We start from the raw sequence: 24,291 nt of genomic DNA on the forward strand, positions 1-24,291 counted from the left end.
GTTTATGGACGTTACTGATCCAGATAATCCGATTGAATTGACCAATGGTGATAGCAAGGATAGTTTAACTGGTCAGGTCGGGGATAGTATGGTCCTTACCATTCCACAACAGCAATTAAATGATTACTTGGACACGGACGAGTATGAACTAGCTGACAATAATCCTAATGTAGATGTGAATAGTAAGACAATTAATCCGCGGAAGTTTGCCGTACAGACTACGGATAACGTTATTACGATCAACCTTGTTCAATCACAAAAGGCTGACTTGAAGTTCGTTGACCAGGATACTAGTGGTTGCGATTCTGATAATCCTTACAATAGCCCGGTAATTAATGTTACAGGAATTACGACAACCTATGCTGCCACTGGTAAGCCAGAAGCAGTGATTAGCTTTGGCAAAGGTACACCGATTGCGGACGCTATTAGTGCTCTTAATAAAAAAGGCTATGAACTGGTAAGCAATAATTTTGGTGATAGCACAAAGTTTGATACCGACAGTAAGAATGATCAGCACTTCGTTGTCATTATGAAACACGCTACCTGCCAGCTTAACGACAACCATACGGTTCACGAAACTATCCACTATCAATACGAGAACGGTGATATGGCCGAACCAGACTACATCGCTGAGGCTAGTTTCAATTGGACGGGGACCTACGATGATGTGACTAAACAGACGACTTGGAATTACCCGACTGAAGGCCAAACCTTTGACAAGGTCAGTTCTCCTACGATCAAGGGCTATACGCCTGATCAAGCCTCAATTCCTCAAGTCACGGTTAAATATAACAGTTACAATATCGTGAAGACCGTTATCTACAAGGCTGATAATCAGACCGCTAAGATCACTTACATCGACGATACTGATAACCAGCCTTTATCGACCGACAATGCCAGTGGGAAGTTCGACACGGTAATTACCTTCTCGCCTGACGTCCTAAACAAGATCAACGATTATGAACGGCAGGGATACCGGCTCGTCTCCAACAACTTCGATAACCAAACCTACCAGGCCAATAACGGCGATAACGCATTTACCGTGCACCTTGCCCATAACATCGTCAATGTTTCGGATACGGACACGGTCAATGAAATTATCCATTATGTTTACACTGACGGTTCGCAAGCTGCTCCGGATTACCTGGCCCACGTCACCTGGATACGAAGCGGCAAGCAGGACATGACCAAGACGGGGGAGAAAGATAGGGGAATCATCTGGGATAAGACCGAGCTACAGACGCTGCCGGTCGTTGATTCACCACAAATTTCTGGCTACGTTGCCGATCAGGGCTCAATCCCGGCCCAGACCGTTAACTTCGGTGATAAAGACATCGTCAAGACGGTTACCTACCATGCGGGTGACCAAAAGGCAACGATCACCTACATTGACCAGGCCACGGGGAAGACGCTGAAGATCATCCCCCAGAAAGGGAACGCTGACACGCCTATCCAGTACCTGTCTAAGAACGATCTGCAGGGTTACTTCGATGATGGTTATCAACTGGTTAAGGATGGTAATGGTTATGATCCGAAGGGGGTAGCACCAAACTTCGACGACAACAGCAATGTTGACCAGAACTTCAATATTTACTTGGAGCATACTTACCAGACGATTAACCCGAGTCATCCAGGCAACCCAGGTAAGCCAATTAACAATAATCCGAACGGCGTTAAGTACCAGTCAGGGACGGATGCCAAGAGTCTGACCATCAATGGTACCCAGACGATTATCTATACTGGCCTGCCGAAGGATAAGCAGCTGGCAAACGATACCAGTCAGCATGTTCGATTCACCCATGAGATCGTGATCGATAAGGTCACCGGGCAAACAGTCGAAGACCACGGCTGGACAGGCCCACAGACCTACCAGACGGTCAAGACCCCTGAGGTTGCCGGGTACACACCGGACAAAACAGTTTCCGGTGGGGAGACGGTGACCTACCAGAATCCTGATAGTCAGGATATTGTCCACTTCACGCCGGTTAATGATACTCAAAAGGCGACGATCATCTATGTTGATCAAAATACTGGTGATCACGTTAAGACCGTCACAGAGAGTGGCAAGTCTAATTCGGTCATTGATTATTACTCCGCTAGCGATCTACAGAAATTGAGTGATCAGGGTTACCAGCTTGTCAACAACGGCTATGATCCGGATAATCAGGTACCAAGCTTTGATGATAGTAGCGATATTGATCAGACCTTCTACATCCACTTGGCCCATGGTACGCAGGAGACGACTCGTGATGACACAATCAACGAAACCATCCACTATATCTACGCTGGTGGTAAGAAGGCTCATGATGATGTAATCGCTGAAAAGACCTTTACCCAGAATGGGACCAAGGACCTCGTCACCGGTGATATTACCTGGCGGCCAGTTACTAGCCAACAGTTCGCTAGTGTTAAGTCACCGACGATTTCCGGTTACACACCTGATTATACGGTGGTTCCAGCGGTCACCGTTAACTATGGTGATCCAGATATTAACACCACGGTAACCTATACGGCTGGTCAGCAGGTTGCAACGATTGTGTACGTCGATCGGACAACTGGTCAGACACTGAATACGTTGATGGAACACGGGGCCTCCGATACGACGATTCCTTATCAATCCGCCAATGACCTGAAGACCTACGAGGGTCAAGGTTACGTCCTGGACGATAACCAGTATGATCCGACGACAACGCCGAAATTCGATGACGACAGTAACGTCGACCAGACCTACTATATCTACTTGAAGCACGGTACGAAGAATGTCAGTGAAACGCCAACTGTTCATGAGACGATTCACTATGTCTATGCGGATGGTACTACCGCTGCTAAGGACGTCACTGCTCAGAAGCAATTTAGTCGGCAGGGGACGGAGGATCTGGTTACTAAGCAGATCACCTGGCAGCCAGTTGCTAGCCAACAGTTCGCCAGTGTCAAGTCACCGACGATCACTGGCTACACTCCAGATCAATTGAGCATTCCGGCCATCATGGTTAACTACAACGATGGTGATGTTGTTCGGCGGGTTACCTACACCCCGGCTGAGCTACAAGCCACCATCAAGTATATTGACGATAACACGGGTGCGGTTCTGCAGACTGACAATGGGACTGGCAAGTACCAGGATCCAATCAAGTTCGCTAATGACGTCAACACCCAGATTAAGGACTACGAGGGTCAAGGCTACACCCTGGTTTCCAATAACTTTGCCGGGCAGAAGTACCAGGCAGATAATGCTAAGAATACCTTTTAAGTCCACCTGAAGCACGCTATGGCCGATGTTACCCGTGACAGTGTGGTTCATGAGGCCATCAGCTATCTCTATAGCAATGGGCGGACCGCCCATGCCCCAGTAACAGCTGAGGTTAAGTTTACCCAGCACGGTAGCCAGGATCAGGTAACTAAGCAGATTACCTGGCAGCCAGTTGCCAGTCAACAGCTCACTAGTGTTAAGTCACCAGTTATCGCTGGCTATGTACCGGACGTTACCGAGGTACCAGCAATTGCGGTCAACTTTGGCGGCAGTGATATATTCAAGAGCGTTATCTATACTAGTACTCAACAACAGGCCATAATTATCTACGTTGATCAAACAACAGGCCAGAACCTGAAGAGTGTTGAACAACACGGGGATGCTGATACCACAATTCCATACCGTTCCAAGAGTGATCTCCAAGGTTACCTTGATAATGGGTACCTATTAGTTAAGAACGGTTACGATCCAGCTGATAAGGCACCAAGTTTTGATAACGATCAAAATATTGACCAAACCTTCTACGTTACGTTGAAGCATGACATTCAAACGATCAATCCGGAGCACCCTGGTAAACCAGGCCAGCCGATCAATAAGAATCCGGGTGGCCCAAAGTATGGTCCACACACGGACGCTAAGAGTTTGACCATCAATGGGACCCAGATGATTCACTATGTTGACCAAGATGGAAATTCAGTCGCTCCCGATGATAATAGTCAACACGTTCAATTTACTCATGAGATCGTGATTGATAAGGTAACCGGCGAACAGATTGCTGACCATGGTTGGACGACGGCGCAGACCTATAAGCAGGTGAAGTCACCGACAGTCAAGGGATATACCACTGATCAGACAATGGCGGGCGGTAAGACGGTTACTCATCAACAACCGGATAGCGTCGTCTACGTTCACTATATGCCGGTTGCCCAACAACGGGCTAAGATCGTCTTTGTTGATCAGGTGACGGGAGACGACCTGAAGACTGTTACTCAGAGTGGTCAGTCTGATACGGTTATTCCATACTTATCTGAGGACGACCAGGCCACCTTTGCTAATGAACATTATGTTCTGGTCAAGAATGGTTACGACCCGGCTGGCAATGCACCGAACTTTGACAGCAACGATGCGGTCGATCAGATCTACTACATCACGTTAAAGCATGGTACCCAGCCGACGACCAGGCAGAGTGACGTTACGGAAACGATTCATTACGTTTACAGTAATGGTAAGCCAGCTCATGATGATGTGGTTGTGACTAAGCATTTCACCCAGAATGGGACTAAGGACTTAGTCACTGGTCAAACTGAATGGCAGCCAGTAGATAGCCAACAATTTACCAGTGTTATGTCTCCGGAGATTGTCGGTTACCAGGCAGATAAGAAATTTATTCCAGCCATTACGGTTAACTTTGGTGATGGTAATGTGACTCGGACAGTCACCTATAGTAAAGTAGTCCAGCCGACGAAGCCAACGAGTCCGACGCAACCGACGGCTCAGCCGACGAAGCCAACGAGTCCGACGCAACCGACGAATCAGCCGACGAAGCCAACGAGTCCGACACAACCGACGGCTCAGCCGACAAAGCCAAGTGGTCAACAACCAACAGGTTCAAGCGTACCAACACCGCGGCCAGTACCAGCTGGTCGGCCGACTATTCCAACGGCTGCACCTGAGCCGGTACCGGTAGTTCAACCAGTAGCCAAGGTGGTTACTGCCCAACCGGTCAGCCTGCACCAGGGTCAGCCGACACCACGGGCGGCGCAACGGAACAACACTACCTTGCCACAGACCGGCAACGCAGAAGTTGTTTCTGCCGCTGCTCTTGGCCTGATGGGCTTAGCACTTGCCGGCGGTTTTGCTGCCACGAAGAAGCGTCATGAATAACGCCAGTCTTGGCATTGATAGACCCTAAACACAAATTAAATTAAACCCCCTAAACCATGACGAATAATTTGGGGTTACCACTGCCAAGCAAAAGCGACTCACGATCAATTTGATCGTGGGCCGCTTTTCTTTTGGCCGCGTGGTACAATTGAGGAAAATGAAAGATAAGGGAAATAACAATGGCATTGACGATAACCACCGTGCGGCAGTACCTTGACTGGCCGCTGGGACAGACGATTAACCAGGAGGATCTCAAGCGCCAGCTCGGCGTTCACGTGACCGGCAACAACGGTGAAGACCTGACCGACAAGGCCCTGTTCAACCTCACCCAGGTCAATATCAATCAGGAAGGGGAGTACCCGGTGCTCATCAGCGTGATGGACGCCACCGGCCAGACCGCCCAGACGAGTGTGACCCTGGACGTGCGGCCACTGCGGAGCCAATCAAGCCAACCAACCGCACCAAGTCAGCCGACCCAGCCGACTAATCAGACCGCGATGCCGCAGAAGAAGCGTGGATGGCTTTGGGGTCTGCTCGCGGTGATCGTGATTATCTGCCTACTGTGGGGCTGGTCGAGCCACCGGCGCCAGCAGCAGGACCAGGCGGCTAATAACGCCCAGCAGAGCAGCCAGATTGCCAACAATTCCAGTAGTGTTTCCAAACTGAATGGTGATAACCAAAAGCTGGCTAACCAGGTCGCCGAGCTCCGGGGCGCTGTCAAGCAGTACCAACACGATAAAGACCAGGACGCCCTCAACCAGCGCCTGGATAAGATTGAAAATCAAAACCAGCAGCTGACTAACCAGGTCAATAATGACAGCACCAAGAGTCGGCTGAACCAGGTTACCAACGTGGTGCAGCAGGTACGTCAGGACCCGGACAACGGGATTCAGATCGTCAACGACCTGAAGAACCAGAGCGGCTTTAAGAATATTTGGAACAACATCAGCAGCATGGTTCAGGGCTGGATGGACAAGTTTGCGGAATAGCAATGTTTGACAGGGTCCAGATTGGCCCGTAAAATAAATACAATTACCTTTAATGGCGGTTCCGTGAGGCCACCAAGGGGCGGTAGAAAGTCGACGACGCTTCTTTAATGGTAATTTTTGAAGTGTCGTTTATTGAAAAGGAAGAGGAGTGGCAAAATGGCACACGAAGTTGTTGATGGATCAAGCATGCAGCGGGCGCTAACCCGGATTACCTACGAGATTATCGAACAGAACAAGGGGGTCGAAAACCTGGTCTTTGTCGGCATCAAGACTAGGGGGGTCTACCTTGCCAAGCGCCTCGCTAAGCGGCTCAACCAGCTCGAAAATGTCAGTGTGCCGGTTGCGGCCCTCGACGTCTCCCTCTACCGGGATGACCGCCACGTGCCGGACCACCACCGCGAGCCAACGGTCAATACCGACCAACTCGACACCGACATCACCGACAAGCATGTCATCCTGGTCGACGATGTCCTCTTCACCGGGCGGACGGTCCGTGCCGCCCTGGATGCCTTGATGGACATGGGCCGGCCGAAGCGGATCTCCCTGGCCGTCCTGGTTGACCGGGGACACCGCGAGTTGCCGATCCGGCCTGATTTTGTCGGTAAGAACATCCCAACGGCCATGAACGAGACGGTTCACGTGGCGGTTGAGGAATATGACGGGCACGAAGACGTTACGATCGATCATAATTAACGATAAATAAAATAACGGCGCTGACCAATCACGCGGTCAGCGCCGTTTTTTTCACATTTTTGTGTTATTCTTTCCAGTATCGGGCCCGGGTCAGTAGCTCACGGGAGCGCTGGTCGGCCGGGTGGTAGCCCTTGTTGAAGAGATGCTTGAAGTACATCATGTTGTAGAAGAAGCCGAACGCAATCGACGGCCACGGGAATTCAAGCAGCTGGTTCCAGCCAAAGAACATTGCCACCAGGACATAGTCCATGTCCAGGACGATCATCAGGAGAAAATTATAGTAGTCCCCCCGGAAGAGAGCCGGGATGGGGCCAAACCAGAGGGTCGTCCACGAGAAGCCGACCTTGGCAATACGCAGGTCCCCCTGGTTGTTAACAATCTTAGCGTAGTTTGGTGGTAAGGGGAGATTGTTGAGGTTAAACAGGTTTTGGTCATTATTATTGTTATTGCCAAATGGGTTTTGCATATCTCTTCCACTTCTTTCTATATAATAATGATAATAACACACTCGGCCGCTTCCTCCCACACATCAGACCCGCGGATTGCGAAAAGTATGCTAAACTCAACTTGTGAAACAGAAAAGGGGAATGTCTAATGCTATTTTTCTTAAATGACGGCATTCAGGAAAATAAATCGGGGATCGAACACGCCCAGATGAAGCGGCTCAAGCTGTTCAAGCAGTTTGACCAGCCGGGCAAGATCGTCACCCGCCAGTACTCCAACGAGCTCCACCTGGTGACTGAGCACGCCGGGATCGCTGACGCCGACTTCGTAAACCTATTCGACTATTTCCAGGACGCCTGCACCGTCACGCCCAAAGACGTCACCATCCGCGACCTCCAGCTTGATCCGTCCTGGCGCCGGCAGGCTGATGGCATCAACTACTCCTACGCCCGTGATGGCCACCGGATCCTCTATGTCCGGCGGCGCAACGACGCCAAGAAGCACATCATCAACTTGCAGTACTTCGACCACTATGGCAAGCTGCTCAACGTCAAGTGGTATGACGTGCGCGGCTTCCTCTCCGTAGAACAGGTCTACGACTGGCAGGGCAACATCACCACAGAGAACTACTTCACGCCGACCGGTAAGCTGGCCCTCCAGCTGGCCCACATGAAGGACAAGCGGGGCAAGGAGATCAAAACCTACCACCTCTTCGATTACCGCGGTCAGGACTATCAGTTTGCCGGCCTCGACGAGCTGACCCGCTTCTTCTACGACCAGCTGGTCACCGACCGGTCGATCTGCGGGGAGGGTCCCGTCGGTCTGGTCGTTGACCGGGTCTACGAGGTGGGCTGGTCGGTCCTCCACATGAAGAACCGGGTGCCGCGTTACATGCAGTTGCATAACGACCATATCAACAATAACAACGACATCCTCCACTCGACTTTGAACTACAACTACGAGTGGGGCCTGCACCACCTCACTGCCTGGGACGGGGTAATTGCTCTAACCCCCCAGCAACAGGACGACGTCAAGGCCCGCTTCAGCCAGGCTGGGGTCCCGATCTTCCGGATCCCAGGACCGATCGTGCCCGATGCGGTCTTGAACAAGCCCCACGTGCCGTTTGCAAAGCGGACCAAGAACCGGGTGGTCATGGTGGCCCGCCTGTCCCCCGAGAAACAGCAGGACCAGTTGCTGAAGGCCTGGCCACAGGTGCTGGCCAGCGTTCCCGGTGCCCATCTGGACTTCTGGGGCTACGCCAATGACAACTTCGACCAGCAGCTCAAGAAGATGGTGGCCGACGAGGGAATTGGTCATTCGGTTACCTTCCATGGCTACACGACCGATGTCAACGCCGTCTACGAGGATGCCCAGTTACTGATCTTGCCGAGCCGGGTCGAGGGCCTGCCGCTCTCCCTGGTTGAGGCCCAGTCGCACGGCCTGCCGATCATTGCCAACGATATTAAGTACGGGCCCGCCGACGTGGTGATCGACGGGCGCGACGGTCTGTTGACCACCAACGGCGACATTGATGGCCTGTCCCAGGCAATCATTGCCCTGCTGAGTGACCAGGACCGGCTGGCGAAGATGAGTGCCAACGCCTACGCGGACAGTGAACGCTACTCGGCGCCCAACGTCATGAAGCTCTGGCAGGGGATCATCACGGATATGCAGGAAAAGGAGGCCCAGAAATAGTGTTTTTCTTTGTGAACCAATACCTACTCAGTAGTAATTCGAGTGTTGAGCACGCTGAGATCAAGCGGGTCCAGCTCTTCACCGACCACGGCGCGGCCGCCAAGATCGCCACCCGTGACTTTGATCCGGTCCTTCACCATACTATGCCGCGCTTCGGCCTCCGTGACGACCAGCTCGTCAACATGTTTGACTTCTTCGCCGGAACAACGGATTATCAGGGGCGGCCCCGTCATACCGAGGACCTTCACCTTTCCGCTGACTACCAGGTTGGCACTGGGAACAACTCTCGCGAGGTCAAAGACGGACAGCGCCTGGTCGCTGAGGTCTTCTTCGCCGGGGGCACGGTCGGCGAGGTCAACCGGGTCGACTGGTACGACCCCGCCGGTAACCTGACCCTCCGTCAGCACTACGACCTACGCGGTTTCAAGGTGGTCGACGCCTTTTTCGGCCAGGACGGCCAGGAGTTCTTTGAGCGCTACTACCGACCGGACGGCAGCACCTACCTGGAGCGCTACTACGTCCAGTCCGTCCAGAACACGCCGATCAACTCCCTAAACGTCCTGCGGGACTACCAGGGCCATGACCACTACTTCGACAGTCTCGACGACCTCTTCACTTTCTTCCTCGACGAGTTGAACCGGACTAACGGCACGGGCAATACCTTTATCGCCGACCGGCCGGCGATGGCGATCCAGCCGGTACTGGGGATGACCAGTGATGCCAAGCGTTACCTCTGGCTGCCGATCAACCACGTCGACGATGGCCAGGACCCACTGAACGGGCCGCTGGACGGGATGCTCCAGGAGCCGCTGACCAGTGAGCTCAAGCGGTGGGATGGCATCATCGTGATGACCGACCACCAGGCTGAGAACCTCCGCCAACGGATCGGCGACCAGATTCCAGTCCTGGCAATTAACGGGACGCCGGTCAAGCGGTCCGCGACAACCGTGGCGATGGCCGACCGGACACCGGGTCAGCTGATCTACGTCGGCCGGCTGGGTGAGGACAAGCAGGTTGGTCAGCTGCTGACAATGTTTGCTGCCATCCATAAGCAGGTGCCGACCAGTCGGCTAACCCTGTACGGCTACGGGGTAGCAGAGGATGTTAAACGCTACAAGGACCAGGTCAAGCAGGCCGGTCTCGACAATTGTGTAACCTTCGCTGGCTACCAGGTCGACCTCACCACTGCCTATGACCGGGCTCAGTTGTTCGTCGATGCCAGCCGGATCGACGCCCAGCCGCTAGCGATGGGTGAGGCCTTGAACCATGGGGTGCCGGTGGTTAGCTACGACTACTCATACGGCCCGGCCGACATGGTCCAGTCCGGGGTCAACGGCGAGCTGGTCCCGCTGGGCAACCAGGATCGCTTCGTTGCCACGGTCGTCAAGCTCCTGGAGGACCCGACCGCCCTGCAGCGGCTGAGCACGGGTGCCTACACCAATCAGGACCCAATCAGCGAGGCAACGACCTGGGCGCAGTGGACTCCGGTCTTAGACAATGAATAATATTAATAAAGGCGGCCAAGATGCGGCCGCCTTTTGTGAATCAGAGGAGGACTAGGCATGAAGAACAATCATTGGTGGAAGAACGCGGTGGTCTACCAGATCTACCCGAAGAGCTTCCAGGACAGTAACAACGACGGGGTCGGTGACCTCCAGGGGATTATCAGCCGCCTGGACTACCTGCAGAAACTGGGGGTCGACATCCTCTGGCTCAACCCGATCTACGAGTCACCCCAGGTCGACAATGGCTATGACATCAGCGACTACCGGGCGATCAATCCAACCCTGGGGACGATGGCCGACTTTGACCAGCTCTTGGCCGCCGTCCACCAGCGGGGAATGAAGTTGGTCATGGACCTGGTCGTCAACCACACCTCCGATCAGCACCGCTGGTTCGTGGCGGCCAAGCAGGGGCACGATAACCCCTACCGCGACTTCTACATCTGGCGGGACGGCAAGGATGGCCATGCCCCGAACAACTGGGGCTCCTACTTCTCGGGTCCGGCCTGGAAGTACGATCCGGCCAGCGACCAGTACTACCTCCACCTCTTCGCCCCCGAGCAGCCAGACCTCAACTGGGCCAACCCCAAGGTGCGGACGGCAGTCTACGAGATGATGAACTGGTGGGCTGACAAGGGGGTCGACGGCTTCCGGATGGACGTTATTAATTTGATTTCCAAACCCCAGGGCCTGCCGGACGGTCCCCAGAGTGCCGACGAGAAGTATGCTACCGTCGAAGGCTTCGTACCCAACGGTCCTCGCGTCCACGACTACCTGCGCGAGATGAACCGACACGTCATGAGCAAGCACCGGATGATCACAGTTGGCGAGACGCCGGGGGTCACCCCGACCGACGCCCAGCGCTACGCTAACCTGGACAACCAGGAGCTCAACATGGTATTTCAATTTGAACACATGAACCTCGATGCCAACCCGAACCCGGCCCTGGGCAAGTGGTATGATCAGAAGCCATGCCTGACCGACCTGCGCGCCAACCTGTCTAAGTGGCAGACTGAGCTGGCAGGGACGGCCTGGAACTCGCTCTACTGGAACAACCACGATCAGCCCCGGGTCGTCTCCCGCTTCGGCGACGTTTCGACTGAGGACTACCGGGTCAAGTCGGCCAAGATGCTGGCGACAATGACCCACTTCATGCAAGGCACCCCCTACATCTACGAGGGTGAGGAGATTGGCATGACCAACGCCGGCTTCACCAGGCTGGCGGACTACGTGGACCTGGAGTCGTTGAACGCCTACCACCAGCTGGTGGAGGAGCAGGGGTTAGTCGACGGGCCGACGATGCTGAAATATCTGGCGATGCACTCGCGAGATAACGCCCGGACGCCGATGCAGTGGGACGGCAGCGCCAATGCCGGCTTCTCGACCCACCAGCCCTGGGAGAAGGTCATGGCCAACTACCGGCGGATCAACGTTGACAACGCACTGGCCGACCCCAACTCGATCTTCTACTACTACCAGCGTCTGATCAGGCTCCGCCACACCATGCCGGTGATCACTGACGGGGCCTACGCCCTGGTGGTGGGCAATGAGGACGATCCGGCGGTCTTCGCCTACACCCGCCACGACCAGGAGACGACCCTGCTGGTTATCCTAAACTACACCGCTCAGCCCCTGGAACGGCACTATGATATTCCGGACACCGCTGAGCGCTTGATCAGTAACTACCACGATGATCAAGGTGACACCCTCCGGCCATACGAGGCCAAGGTTTACCAATACTAAAACATTACTAGAAATTCGGTACGGCCCAACACCGTGCCGAATTTTTTAAATTGGTAAGCATTAAACAGCGAATGGCTGATAGATAATTAATTGAATCTTGAATAACATTACATAAATTATAGCTTTTTTAGAAATCCATATTAAAATTATTATTGCAATTATGATAATTCATGGGCTGGTTACGCACGGCTTATTAAAAAGTTGGGCTGACGATTTTACTGAAAGAGTAGACGCGTTAGTCCATTTTGTTTTAGGAGGATTTTGAATGGTATCGAAGAACAATCATAAGTTTCAACAGTACAGGCAGGAGGACAAGAAACAACGATTCGCCCTCCGGAAGCTGACGATTGGGGTCGCATCTGTCCTGCTGGGAACGACCTTCGCCATTGGCGGGACGGTTGCGCACGCCGATGAAGTAACGCCGTCAACTACCACTCCAGAAACTGAACAAACAGCAGCGAATGGAGATGAGCACAAGCCTCAAAGTGGCGTGATTGACCTTAACGTAAAGCAAAGTAGCATTGCGACTCCTGCTGAATCTGACAATAACGCAAAAACCAGTGCAAGTTCAGTGGCAGTGGTGCAACGTATCCAGCCTGATGGGGCTACTAAGGCATCCCAGTCGTCCACGTCAGCGTCGAATGAGGCTAATGCTGAGCAAGTAGCCCAAATAATTCGAATCAAGCGTCGACGCCTAATTTTGCACCAGTAGTGTTGGCACAGCAGGCTGACACTACGACAGTTCCTACTGATCAGGAGAACGAAGGGGTAATTAACTTTACCTTCCATGATAAGTTTACAAATAGATCCTTAGGCTGGATGTCATCAGTGGATGGTAAAACGCGGACCAATCAGAGCTATCAGTTTGGATCTGAGTATGTCGGCAAAACGATTGGTGACTACATCAACGCTAATGGTACTGATTGTCTGAATCATATTCTTCGACAAATTTCTGGATATAAATACACGGGTGACTTAAGTGCTCTCAAGCAAACGGTTATTACTGGTGACGATCAGCGGATTTCGCTTGAATACACGCGTTTATCGCCAATATATGTGCGCTATATCGACTGGACCAATAAAAAGGTTCTCTATGTAGCTAATTTTCATGTCCAAGATATAGCCTTGCCACAAAATTTTGATGATAAAAATGCATATAAGGGTGATACTTTTGATACGTTACCGATTGATCCATCGGGATATACAGACCTCGGTAGTGATGGTTACCAAGCCAACATTCCCGGGTATACTTATAAGCAAGTTCATAGTCAGGTAACATCTGGTGATATTACCCGAACTTGGAAATCAGCGACGGATTCTGACCCGATTATCATTGACTACCTTTATGAAGTTAGTGATCCGGTGGTCGCAAAATACTCGCGAGAACATCCAAAACCCGGAAAGTCTGTCCAAATGGATATCGGGCCGCTCTTTGGATATATCCAAGATCAATTTAATTATCCCTTAGCCAAACAGGAATTAAAGAGATTATTAACAAAAAATGGTGTAGCCCTTATCGGTGGTGTCGCCATTAGGGATAGTTATCTTTACTTATACAGCCACAGCTCCTTATTATTACTTCCTTGGTAACAGCGATGTTACGGTCAACTACATTAACGAGGCGACCGGTGAAAAGATGGCGACGGTGAGTGCTACGCCGACGTCAGAGCACCTTACAGCTGGCCCAAATCGGAACCCGTATTTTGGCAACTGGACATCTGAAAAGAACCCTTTTCCTAACTTGGTCTTCCATAAGGTTGATCGATCGACAAGTGGTCGTTATGGTATTTTCCCTCAAGAGGTTAACTATTACTACCTGCTGATTGCTAAACAACAGCAGGAAGTTAAGACGGCAACCCGAACGATCCACTATGTTGCAAATGACATTCATGGTGAGCAGCTTCAGAAAGATGCTACCCAAACGGTTCAATTAACGGGAACCTACTTTGTAGATGCTAATCAGAAGCGGGTAAACGCTGTTGAACTGAAGGACGATCAGGGTAAGGTTCAAACAGATACGAACGGTAAGCCAATTTTCGTCGTTACAACGGGCGATGCAACGGAAACCTGGAAAATTGATAATAAGTCAGATGATGTAACAAGCAATGTTGATCAATCAGTCACGTTTGGTGCAGCGCAGGGCGATGAAAAGCCTGATTCGATCCACGTTAATAACAACTGGTCAGCTCAGCATAACAATGTGCCAACTGGTGATTGGATATATGTAGACGAATCTAATAATAAGGATGCTAGCTTTGCGCCGAAGAATGCAGCTGATAAGGACACGACGCTGGATCCGGTTTACCTGATCTATAAGCAGCGGGCCAGCAAGCAGACCGAAAAGAAGACGGTAACTCGGAAGATCCACTACTATGAAAATAAGGTTGGTGGTACCGAGCTTTCATCTCCGGTTACTCAGCATGTAACGGTAACTGGCACCTACTATGAAGCCAACGGCAAGCGGGTCAATGCTAAGCCGCTGACGGATGCCCAGGGTAACGATATCTATGTTGTTACCGATGGCAACGCGACCGAGACTTGGATGGTTGATGACAAGTCAACTGATGTTACGGTTGATAATCAGAAGTACAACTTTGCAAAGGCTACTAGTGAGAATGGTGAGTACCATGCCTCATTTAAGGATCCTGTTAAGTCCACCGACGCAAAGTATGATTGGCATTATGTTGGAGATAATAACGGGACCAACCAGGAAGCCACGTTTGACCCAGCGGCCATGACGAATGTTGTCTGGGATGCCGACAATGGTAAACTCGCCGACGTTGATCTGATCTACATGCAGAAGGCGACGACTGCTCACAAGAAGATTACCCGGACGATCTACTTCGTTACCGATGATCATGATCACAAGACGCTTAAAGATAAGGTTGATCAAATAGCTAATCTATCATCGGACTTCTACGTTGGACCCGATGGTAACCCGGTTGCGGTTAAGAAAGTCGGTAACGACTATTACGTTGATCCTGATGGTACGGTGCCCGCTAAGGCCTGGACAGTTGATGCCACGGGTAACGTGGGTGTTACCGATGGTGCATTCAAACAGATCGTACAGGATGACATCAAGATCCCAAGTGGGGACCTACAGGGTAACTGGCATATCAAATATGCTGCTAATGATAGTGCAGACAGTACCCATCTAACTGAAAATAATGCCCCGCAGACGGTACTTAATACTAACGCTAAGAATGGGTCACACCAGGATGTTTACCTGGTCTACAGTCATGACGTCAATGCCGACATCACCTACTGGGACATCACTGACGGTATGGAGCACAAGGTTCAACTTGGCAAGACCGATAACGACAACGATGACCATGGTAAGACTGGCAGCACGATTAGTCTTAACAATAACAAAAAGCGGATTCCTGACCTTAAAGCTGACTACTATGTCTTTGTTGATACTGATTACCACCAGGGTGATAAGTACGGCAATGAAGACAGTCACTTTAACGTTTACTTCAGCCACGCTGTTAAGCAAATTACGTCCAAGACGCCAAGCAATAAAGTGCCTAAGGACAAGGATGGCAATCCAGTTGTTGACCCATCTAGTTTGAAGAAGAAATTCACTCGTAATATCTACTTCAAGGCAAATACTGAAGATGGCCCAACTTTAAAGGATTCAGTTCAACAAAAAGTTGAATTCAATGGTACGGTCTATGTTGACTTGGTCGATAAGACAACAGCTACTCCAGAAACCGTCAAGGATGTTAACGGCAACGATGTTCAAGTGGCAACGACCACGCCAGACACTGTGAAGTGGGATGCTGCTGGTAGCCACACCATGAATAAAGTTGAACAGCACTTTATCAAGCTGGCTAAGGGCGACAAGTACGCAACTAGCTCGGACATGGTTGGTACTTGGCAATTGACGTCTGGCAAGGCTGACCAACTGACCTTAACGCCAACGTCTAAGAATCCGAACGACGAAACACTCGTTTATATCTTGCAAAAACACGACACTGGTATTCCAGAAGTTCATCCGGATAAGCCAAGTATTGATGTTAAGCAGGAAACCAAGACGTTTATCCGGACGATTGTTTACCGTGGGACGAAAGACCAGGGTTACAGTTACGAAGACGTCAATGGTTCACCAGAGAAGACACATAAGGTTGTCCAAAAGATTACTTACACTCGCAACATTCTTAGTGAAGGTGATAAGGTGCTTGAAACTACTCCATGGACTAGTGAACAAAAGGGTTTGAGCGCCGTTAAGTCACAAGATCCAAAGAGTGTGGGTTACGATCGTGTGGATAAACCACAAGTCGATGGTCGGACAGTAAATCCAGATACGGATAATACTGATTTAGGCACGATTGTTGTAACTTACACCACTGATCCACATCATGAAACCGGTATTCCAGAGATCCACCCAGAAAAGCCAGCGGTCGATGTGACGACGGAAACCAAGACCTTTGTTCGGACGATTGTTTACCGGGGGACCAAGGACGGCAATAAGACCTTTAATGCTGTTGATGGTTCACCGGATGGCACGAGTTCTTATAAGCAGACGGTCACCTTCACCCGCCATATCCTCAAGCAGGGTGATCAGGTCCTCGAAACGACGCCGTGGACCAGTGACGACCCAACCATGGCCAAGGTTGATTCCAAGACGCCGGCCACGGTTGGTTACGAGATGGTCGACAAGGACGCCGTCGAAAGTGTCACGGTCGAGCCAGACAAGTCACCAGAAGACCTTGGTAAAGTGGTCGTTACCTACCGGGTTAACCCCGTTGAAAAGACCTCGGTATCGCGGAACATCTACTACCGGGATGCCGCAACGGGTAAGACGATCAACGAGGAACTCGGCAAGGACGCCGCTCCAGCTGTTAAGCAAACCGTCGACTATGTGCGGATGCCAATCTTCAACCGCTTCGGCCTGTTCTTTGGCTTTGCCGAGTTGGCTACCAATAAAAACGGCACGGTTAAGTTCAATGGTGATGGTCAACCAGTGATTAAGAAGGATGCCAACGGTCAACCAGTGATTGCGACGACCGATCCTAACCAGGCTTGGGTTGCCAGTGGTATGCATACCGAATACCCTGAGCAGGGTTCACCAGATCTGACCAAGTATGGTTACAAGAAAGTTCGGGCACTCGATAGCCGTGATGAGGACGACCATGATAGCGGTAAGGCAGTCGGTAACAAGGCCTCTGACCCAACGAGGAATGGTGCTGACGTCAATGTTTACTACTTCCACGACCAGGATGACGTAACCTCGGACCGGCCGGAATATGGCATTGATGTTAAGAACCTGGAAAAGACCTTCATTCGGACGATCGTTTACCGCGGAACCAAGGACGGTGGTAAGACCTATGAGGCAGTTAATGGATCACCGGAGCATACGGCCAAGTACCAGCAGACCGTTACCTTCACGCGGCGCGCAGTTATTGATAAGGTAATGAAGAAGGTATTGAGTTACACCGATTGGGTAGCAAAGAAGGCCGGCATGGACGCAGTTGCTTCGTAGTCACCGGATACGGTTGGCTACGATGAGGTTGATAAGCCACAGGTTGATGGGGTAACCGTTGATCCTAACTCAGCCCAGACTGACTTAGGCACTATCACCGTTACTTACGTGGCAAAGTCGAGTCAGCCAACGACACCGAAGAATCCGGAGACACCAACGAGTCCAACGACACCGAAGAATCCGGAAACACCGACGAGCCCGACAAACCCGACGACACCAAGCTCAAAGACCTACAAGACAACGGTCAAGTACGTTGACCAAGACGCCCACGAGCTGCTCCCATCAGTTGATGGTCAAAAGGACCTGAAGCCAGGCGAGGGCTTTGACAACGCTGGTGCCAAGAAGGACGTAATTACGATACCTGATGGTACCCAGTACAAGCTGGTCAAGCACACGAACGTCACCGGTCAGGCGACAGCACAAGGTGCGGTGACGGTCTACGTCTACGAGAAGGTGACGACCCCAACGCCGGGTCAAGCCACGACGCCTAGTCACACTAAGACACCTGATCAGACCGGGACACTGGCTCAGCCAACAACGCCGCAACCGGCACCGCAACCCGATCAGTCGCAGCCAACGCCAAGTGCCACCCCTGAGCCGACCGTTCAGACCGTGGCGCCGGCACCGGCTAAGACGACTGCTACTGCCAAGGAAACGCCAACCCAGTCAGCCGCACGGCAGCTGCCACAGACCGGTAACGTCAAGGGCGCAACTCTTGCGGCATCCATCCTCGGTGTGATGGGTGCGGTTCTGGGCCTTGGCCTCGGTAAGAAGCGTCACCATGAATAAAGTTGCATAAGCGGGAAACGGCTTAGTTCCCGTGAGGATTACAAAAGGCTCCATCCAGGATAATCCCGGGTGGAGCCTTTTCGTATGGGTTAAGATATTATTTTATAAATCACGCGTGCCAGAGGTGGGTGCCGACCCGCTTGACAGCGCCGAGATCCACGCTTTCGTCGATCATGTAGATCGAATCGAGGTCGATGAAGCGGACGTTGGTGTGGGCATTGGCAAAGGCCACGGCCGCCGCAATGCTCTCCGGGGCCTCGATCATGCAGCCAACCATGCAGGGAACGCCGGCTGCTTCACAGATCTGGTTGATCCTGGTGGCCTGGTAGATCCCGCCGGCCTTCATCAGCTTGATGTTGACGTAGTCGGCCGCGTGGGCGCTGACCGCCCGCAGTGCGTCCGCCGGCGAGAAGACGCTCTCGTCCAGCATGATCGGCAGGTCACTCTCCTGACGCAGGAGGGCGAGCTCGTGCAGCTGGTCGGCTGGCAGTGGTTGCTCAACGAAGGCGATGTTCAATCCGTCCGCCGCCAGCTGGGCCAGGCCCCGTTGCGCCTGCTTGTAGGACCAGGCCTGGTTGACGTCCAGACGCAGGCTGATCTGGGGCCCGACCGCGTGGGCGATCGCCGTGACCGTGGCCACATCCTCCGCCACCGGGGCGTTGCCAATCTTGATCTTCAGGGCGGAGAAACCTTTCTCGACTAGGGCCCGGGCTTCAGCCACCATCTGGTCACGGTCACCGATGCTGATCGTGTAGTCGGTGGCCATCGACTGCTTGCTGCCGCCGAGTAGGTGGTTCAGCGTGACCTGGTAGACCTGGCAGAGGAGGTCGTAAACGGCAATGTCGAAGGCCGCCTTGGCCCCCGGATTGCCAACGACACAGGCCTGGAGCTTGTTTTCCAGTGGCTCGACGTGGGTCAGGGACTCCCCAATCATCTGGGGAATGATGACGTCATCGAGGATCGCCTTCATGCTGGTCAGGTTGTCGCCGGTGACCACTGGATTAGGGGTGGCGGCCCCGACGCCGACCATCCCGTTGGCGAGGGTGACCTTCAGCTTGACCGCGTTGATTGCCGTGACCGTGTGTAGGCGGGTGACGAACGGGCGCTTGAGGGGAATCTTGACGAGTTGTGTTGCTGCGTGTTGAATGATAAGACTATCTTTCATTATTAGCCATCTCGATTTTTTTCTTTCCCCCATTCTAACATTTTCACCAGGAGGGGGTTATTCCCAGTAATCCTCGAACTTCTGCGAAGCAGCGGTGGAGGCGTCGGTTGCCGGAGTCGGAGAATCACTCGTCGGCGTGGTGGTCATGGTTGACTGCTCCTTGGTGAAGGTGAAGCGCGGCTGGTCAGTGCCAGACTGGTAGTCGACCGTCGTCACCAGGCCGGAGAAGAACCACTCGTCGGCAAAGTTATAGTAGTTGATCCCGTCCCTACTGGTGGTCAAGACGGCGTCAGCGAGGTCGTCCTCAACTGCGAAGCCCTGGTCGGGGGTGTGGGCGACATGGTGGGGTTGGACCGTCTTGCCGAAGAGCTTGACCCCCTGGCCGCGGGTCAAGTTAAGATGTTGCTGGAACCATTGACTAGCCGCGGTGGTGATAATTTACTTCATACTGATCACTCCTTTGGTTTCACCATACCTATGGTCGGCCGTGGGGATCAACGATTGTGCCTGACCAGAAAGTCCCGGTAGGCGGTCAGACCGTTGACGTTGTTGTCGGTCCGGGCAACTAGCTGGACGGTGTAGTGCTGGTTGGCAAAGGAGCCGTTAGTCTTAAGGCGACGGTAGACAATCTCATCACTGGGGAAGAGGGGCAGACTCTGGGGGTAGAAGGCTATTGCCTGGTCGAGCGACACCAGGGTCTGCATCTGCTCGATCGTTCCCACCCGCTGGACCTGGCACTCCGGATTACGCGACTTTAGGGTGGCCAAAAAGGCGGTCTGGAGGTAGGTCGAACTCTCATTGCTGTAGTAGAGGATCGGCCGCTGGGCGAGGTCCGCACTGGTGAGAAAGTCCTTGTCAGCGCGGGGGTTGCGCCGGCTGAGACCGAGGACCATCTCCCCGTCGGCGACCGTCGTACTGGTGAGCTCGGCGTGGACCAGGTGTTCGTGGGTCCCATAATCCAGGATGTAGGCGCAGTCAAGCATCCCCATGGTCACGTCGGCGATCAGGTGCTCGATGCTGGCCTCGCTGACGTGGAAGCGGATGGGGACGTTGGCGGGATTATCCTGGTAGGCGTGGATGTGGCGGACCAGAAGCCGCCCCTCGAATGGCGAGAAGTAACTGATCCGGAGGTGCTGGAAGTTTCGCTGGCTGATGCTGTGGAGCTTGATGATGCTGTCGTCGAGTTGGTTGAGCAGCTCGGTGGCCCGCTGAACAAAGTAGGCGCCCGCGTTGGTCAGGGTGATCTTGTTCGGCCCGCGGAAGAAGAGTTGGACCCCGAGCTCGTCCTCCAGGCTGGTCATCTGCTTGGAGACGGTCCGCTGGGAGATGAATTGCTGGTCAGCGACCCGCTGAAAGCTGCCCAGCTGGGCCACTGCCAGGAAGTTCTTGAGCTGTTCAATATCCATTGTCGTCCTCCTTACCCGTCGTTTTAGTGCGGGTGTCACCAATATTCAACATATTAACTCTTTCACAATCTCATTATAATAAAAGCATGACGAAATTACCAAGAGGATGGTGCAATTATGAAGAGCAAACAAGATAATTATGATGTTGTTATTGTTGGTTCCGGAGCTGCCGGCATCGCGGCTGGTTTGACGGCGGTTCAGGACGGTCACCGGGTGCTCCTGCTTGAGAAGGGGAAGACCACCGGCGGGAGCAGTAACTACACGGAGGGGCTGGTTGCCATCAATTCCTACCTGCAAAAGGCCAAGGGGATCAAGATCAAGGCTACCGATGTCCTGAGTGAAGAGGTGAACTATTCCAAGTACAAGGCCGACTCACGGATCTGGCGCGACTATATCAACAACAGTGCCGAGAACGTCCAGTGGCTTCATGATCAGGGCGTTGAATTTGAAGGCGTTCAGGCGATGGGGGCCGGGGAAGCTACCTGGCACATCTACAAGGGGATGGGTCATGGTGTGATCCACGATGTTCTCCAGCCGAAGTTTGAACAGCTGGGTGGTGAAGTTCTGACACTGACCCGGGCAATTAAACTGACCCGGCAGGCCGACGGACAAGTGCGGGTAACCCTGCGCGACCACCGGACCGGTGACAAGTATGACGTAACTGCTCGGGCCGTGGTTCTGGCCGCCGGTGGTTACCTGAACAACGCCAAGATGATCGCTACGGAAACCCCCTATGACGAAACCCGGCTGGTCCCGGTTAGCTCCGGAAAGGGGACCGGTGATGGCCTGCGGATGGCCTGGAACATCGGGGCGCAGAAGTACGGCACCGGGATGGCAATGCTGTTTGGTGGCTACCTACGTGACGAGGACGAGCCATCCTACAAGATGATGGCCTCCCAGATGAACACCGCAGCCGGTCAGCAGCCCCTCCTCTGGGTCAACCAGGACGGGGAACGCTTCGTCAACGAGGAGGTTGTCTACAACTTCTCCCTGGCCGGCAACGCTCTCTACACTCAGTCTCAGGTTTACAGCATCCTGGACCAGGCTGTGATTGATAAGATGGCTACGACTGGTAACTTCATGGGTCTCGGGATCTACTTCAAGCGGGGCCAGAAGATGGACCAGTTGCAGGACGAGCTCGACCGGGCCGTCGCCGCTAAGAAGTCCTTCATCTTCAAGGCCGATACCATTGAGGACCTAGCCCGACAGATGGGGCTGCCGGTCGAGAAGCTGACCGCGACGATTCAGCGCTACAACCGATTTGCTGACCAGGGGAGTGACGATGACTTCGGCAAGGATCCGAAATACCTCCAGAAGGTTGCCCAGGGGCCATTCTACGGCTTCCACCTGAACATTGGGGCCTTCTGCACCATGGGTGGTCTGAAGGTGACCCCGGCCAACGAGGTCTTGAATGACCACGCCCACGTCATTTCCGGCCTGTACGCCGCGGGAAACGACGCCTCTGGACTGGTCGGCGACACCTACGGCCCTAACATGCCGGGAACTTGTGTTGGTTACGCCTTCTACTCCGGTCGCAACGCTGCTCACCATATCAACGATTACCTGAAGTAGGCCGATCAGGACGATGTTAAAAAGCCCGTGGCTGATCATCAACTGATCGCCCACGGGCTTTGCTGGTTATTTGATTATTTACGCAGGGACAGCTTGACGACCGCCTCACAGCGGGCCGTCTGCGGCATCATGTCGACCGGTTGGATGTAGTCAACATGGTAGACGCTGGTCAGCCGGCGCAGGTTACGGGCCAGGGAGGCCATCCCACAGGAGACGTAGGCAAACTTGCGCGGCTTAGTCTTGAGGATTGCCTTAATCAGGTCGTCGTCGAGGCCGGCTCGCGGCGGATCGACTACCAGGGCGTCGAAATTGAGGCCGTCACGTTGCCACTGGGGTAGGATCTCTTCGACCTTGCCGACCACATACTCGGCGTTGGTGATTCCGTTGACCCGGGCGTTCTCGTTGGCATCGGCCACCGCTTCAGGGATGACCTCCATTCCGCGGACTGCCTTGACCCGGGAGGCCAGGGATAGGCCGATGGTGCCGATCCCGGCGTAGGCATCGATCAGGGTGTCCTCTGGTGCCAGGTCGAGGGCCTTGGCCGCCTCCTCGTACAGGGTCTCGGTTTGCTCAGGATTCAACTGGAGGAAGGACCGGGCGGAGAGCTTGAAGTCCAGCCCCATCAGGCTCTCGGTGATCGCGTCTTTCCCGGCCAGGTGGATCATCTGGTCGCCCCAGACCAATGGGGTATCGCCGGGGTTGACGTTTTGCATGACCGAGACGACCTCGGGAAGCTGGTCGGCGATGGCATCGAGCAGCTGGTGCTTGTGGATCAGCTTGGGGGTGTTGGTGATGATCGTCAGCTGGACCTCACCGGTTGTCCGGGACTCCCGTACCGCCAGGGTCTTGATGATTCCACTGTTGTGGTCCTCGTCATAGACCGGGATGTCTAACTCCTCAATCAGCTTGACCATCGTCCGGACGACGTGCACCGTCTGCGGCATCTGAACCGCGCACTCCTGCATATCGACTAGGTCGTGGCTGTCCGGCTTGTAGAGCCCAGCGGCCACGTGGCCGTCGATCATCCGGACCTGGAACTGGGCCTTGTTCCGGTAGCCGTACTCTTGGGGCGCGGCGATCGTTGGCCGAACCTCGTAGTTACGGTAACCATAGGGCTGAAACTTGGCTAGGCTATCGATAACTACCTGACGCTTAAACTTCAGTTGCTCCGGGTAGGCGAGGTTTTCGAGCTCAAAGCCCCCGGCCACGTCGGCGTAGGAATCGCGCGGGGTGACCCGGTGCTTGCTGGTGCGGCGGAGACGGTGGATCTTGGCCGTCAGGTAGCGCGGCATAACCCTGGTGACCTCGGCGACGACAACCTCCCCGGGCAGGGCGCCAGGAACAAAGCAGACCTTATGTTTGAAGTAGCCGATCCCGTGGCCGTTGACCCCGAGGCGGCGAATCGTCAGTGGGAAGCGGTCCCCCACATTGACGGTGACATCTTGTTTCGTGTGATTCTGTGTCATAATGATTTCTCCGATCTAGTGGTGTGCCTTAATTTTAGCATATCGAACCACGGGAGCCGACCCCGCACCCTGTCCGATTAGCTTACTTTTATAATCAAAACGTTGAAAAATCTCTAACTATTTAAAAGATTACTAATAATCAGTTTTTATCCTTGGCAGATTGCAAGAAATAACTTGAACGAATTTAGTGACGTAGATTAAGCAAGAA

The 24,291-nt window shown here is 53.2% G+C and carries 17 protein-coding genes; 12 read left to right on the top strand and 5 right to left on the bottom strand.

All coding sequences use genetic code 11. The features are described from left to right. The first annotated feature begins 4 nt into the window (after positions 1-4). The 4 genes from FD34_RS06395 to pyrR all read left to right on the top strand — a co-directional run bounded on the left by FD34_RS06395 (position 5) and on the right by pyrR (position 6,816). The gene (locus FD34_RS06395; RefSeq protein ID WP_057807885.1) at positions 5-3,250 is read left to right on the top strand and encodes a mucin-binding protein; all 3,246 of its coding nucleotides are present in this window, start codon (positions 5-7) and stop codon (positions 3,248-3,250) included. An 18-nt stretch (positions 3,251-3,268) separates the two neighbouring features. Then, positions 3,269-5,134: a mucin-binding protein gene (locus FD34_RS06400; RefSeq protein WP_057807887.1), complete on the top strand. Its 1,866-nt coding sequence runs from the start codon at positions 3,269-3,271 to the stop codon at positions 5,132-5,134. A gap of 179 nt (positions 5,135-5,313) precedes the next feature. Beyond that, positions 5,314-6,123: a hypothetical protein gene (locus FD34_RS06405; protein ID WP_057807890.1), complete on the top strand. Its 810-nt coding sequence runs from the start codon at positions 5,314-5,316 to the stop codon at positions 6,121-6,123. Between the two features lie 156 nt (positions 6,124-6,279). Beyond that, positions 6,280-6,816, top strand: coding sequence for a bifunctional pyr operon transcriptional regulator/uracil phosphoribosyltransferase PyrR (pyrR, locus tag FD34_RS06410; protein ID WP_057807892.1), 537 nt, complete (start codon positions 6,280-6,282; stop codon positions 6,814-6,816). A 64-nt stretch (positions 6,817-6,880) separates the two neighbouring features. Here pyrR and FD34_RS06415 read toward each other — a convergent pair whose 3' ends face one another. Continuing rightward, on the bottom strand, positions 6,881-7,282 hold the full coding sequence (locus FD34_RS06415) for a hypothetical protein (protein WP_057807894.1): 402 nt from the start codon (positions 7,280-7,282) through the stop codon (positions 6,881-6,883). Between the two features lie 128 nt (positions 7,283-7,410). On the opposite strand from FD34_RS06415, the gene FD34_RS06420 reads away from it, so the two are divergent. From FD34_RS06420 to FD34_RS08630, 7 genes are all read left to right on the top strand, one after another. Beyond that, positions 7,411-8,955: a glycosyltransferase gene (locus FD34_RS06420; RefSeq protein ID WP_057807896.1), complete on the top strand. Its 1,545-nt coding sequence runs from the start codon at positions 7,411-7,413 to the stop codon at positions 8,953-8,955. Continuing rightward, positions 8,955-10,460, top strand: a complete 1,506-nt coding sequence (locus tag FD34_RS06425; protein ID WP_057807898.1) for a glycosyltransferase — start codon at positions 8,955-8,957, stop codon at positions 10,458-10,460. The genes FD34_RS06420 and FD34_RS06425 overlap by 1 nt, the downstream gene beginning before the upstream one ends. Positions 10,461-10,517: 57 nt before the next feature. Further along, positions 10,518-12,200, top strand: a complete 1,683-nt coding sequence (locus FD34_RS06430) for a glycoside hydrolase family 13 protein (protein WP_057807901.1) — start codon at positions 10,518-10,520, stop codon at positions 12,198-12,200. Positions 12,201-12,465: 265 nt separating this feature from the next. Continuing rightward, positions 12,466-12,912 (top strand): YSIRK-type signal peptide-containing protein, encoded by a 447-nt coding sequence (locus tag FD34_RS06435; protein ID WP_057807903.1) that lies wholly within the window; start codon positions 12,466-12,468, stop codon positions 12,910-12,912. Between the two features lie 2 nt (positions 12,913-12,914). Continuing rightward, positions 12,915-13,790 carry a hypothetical protein gene (locus FD34_RS06440; protein ID WP_152936692.1) on the top strand — a complete coding sequence of 292 codons (876 nt, stop codon included), beginning with the start codon at positions 12,915-12,917 and terminating at the stop codon, positions 13,788-13,790. Positions 13,791-13,941: 151 nt separating this feature from the next. Continuing rightward, positions 13,942-17,685 (top strand): mucin-binding protein, encoded by a 3,744-nt coding sequence (locus tag FD34_RS08830; RefSeq protein WP_057807907.1) that lies wholly within the window; start codon positions 13,942-13,944, stop codon positions 17,683-17,685. A 108-nt stretch (positions 17,686-17,793) separates the two neighbouring features. Continuing rightward, on the top strand, positions 17,794-18,474 hold the full coding sequence (locus FD34_RS08630; RefSeq protein ID WP_057807909.1) for an LPXTG cell wall anchor domain-containing protein: 681 nt from the start codon (positions 17,794-17,796) through the stop codon (positions 18,472-18,474). A gap of 109 nt (positions 18,475-18,583) precedes the next feature. Here the strand turns inward: FD34_RS08630 and FD34_RS06455 are convergent, their stop codons facing one another. The 3 genes from FD34_RS06455 to FD34_RS06465 all read right to left on the bottom strand — a co-directional run bounded on the left by FD34_RS06455 (position 18,584) and on the right by FD34_RS06465 (position 21,045). Further along, entirely contained in the window at positions 18,584-19,639 is a 1,056-nt protein-coding gene (locus FD34_RS06455; RefSeq protein WP_057807911.1) for a dipeptide epimerase, read from the bottom strand. 57 nt (positions 19,640-19,696) lie between these two features. Beyond that, the gene (locus FD34_RS06460; RefSeq protein ID WP_235806009.1) at positions 19,697-20,032 is read right to left on the bottom strand and encodes a Fe-S cluster assembly protein HesB; all 336 of its coding nucleotides are present in this window, start codon (positions 20,030-20,032) and stop codon (positions 19,697-19,699) included. Between the two features lie 101 nt (positions 20,033-20,133). Next, positions 20,134-21,045, bottom strand: a complete 912-nt coding sequence (locus FD34_RS06465; RefSeq protein WP_057807913.1) for a LysR family transcriptional regulator — start codon at positions 21,043-21,045, stop codon at positions 20,134-20,136. A gap of 117 nt (positions 21,046-21,162) precedes the next feature. On the opposite strand from FD34_RS06465, the gene FD34_RS06470 reads away from it, so the two are divergent. After that, positions 21,163-22,617: a vinyl phenol reductase gene (locus FD34_RS06470; protein ID WP_057807916.1), complete on the top strand. Its 1,455-nt coding sequence runs from the start codon at positions 21,163-21,165 to the stop codon at positions 22,615-22,617. A gap of 74 nt (positions 22,618-22,691) precedes the next feature. Here the strand turns inward: FD34_RS06470 and rlmD are convergent, their stop codons facing one another. Further along, positions 22,692-24,083 carry a 23S rRNA (uracil(1939)-C(5))-methyltransferase RlmD gene (gene rlmD / locus FD34_RS06475; RefSeq protein ID WP_057807918.1) on the bottom strand — a complete coding sequence of 464 codons (1,392 nt, stop codon included), beginning with the start codon at positions 24,081-24,083 and terminating at the stop codon, positions 22,692-22,694. Positions 24,084-24,291 lie beyond the last annotated feature (208 nt).

Origin of the sequence: Limosilactobacillus pontis DSM 8475 (genome assembly GCF_001435345.1) — a bacterium.
In the GTDB taxonomy this organism is placed as follows: domain Bacteria; phylum Bacillota; class Bacilli; order Lactobacillales; family Lactobacillaceae; genus Limosilactobacillus; species Limosilactobacillus pontis.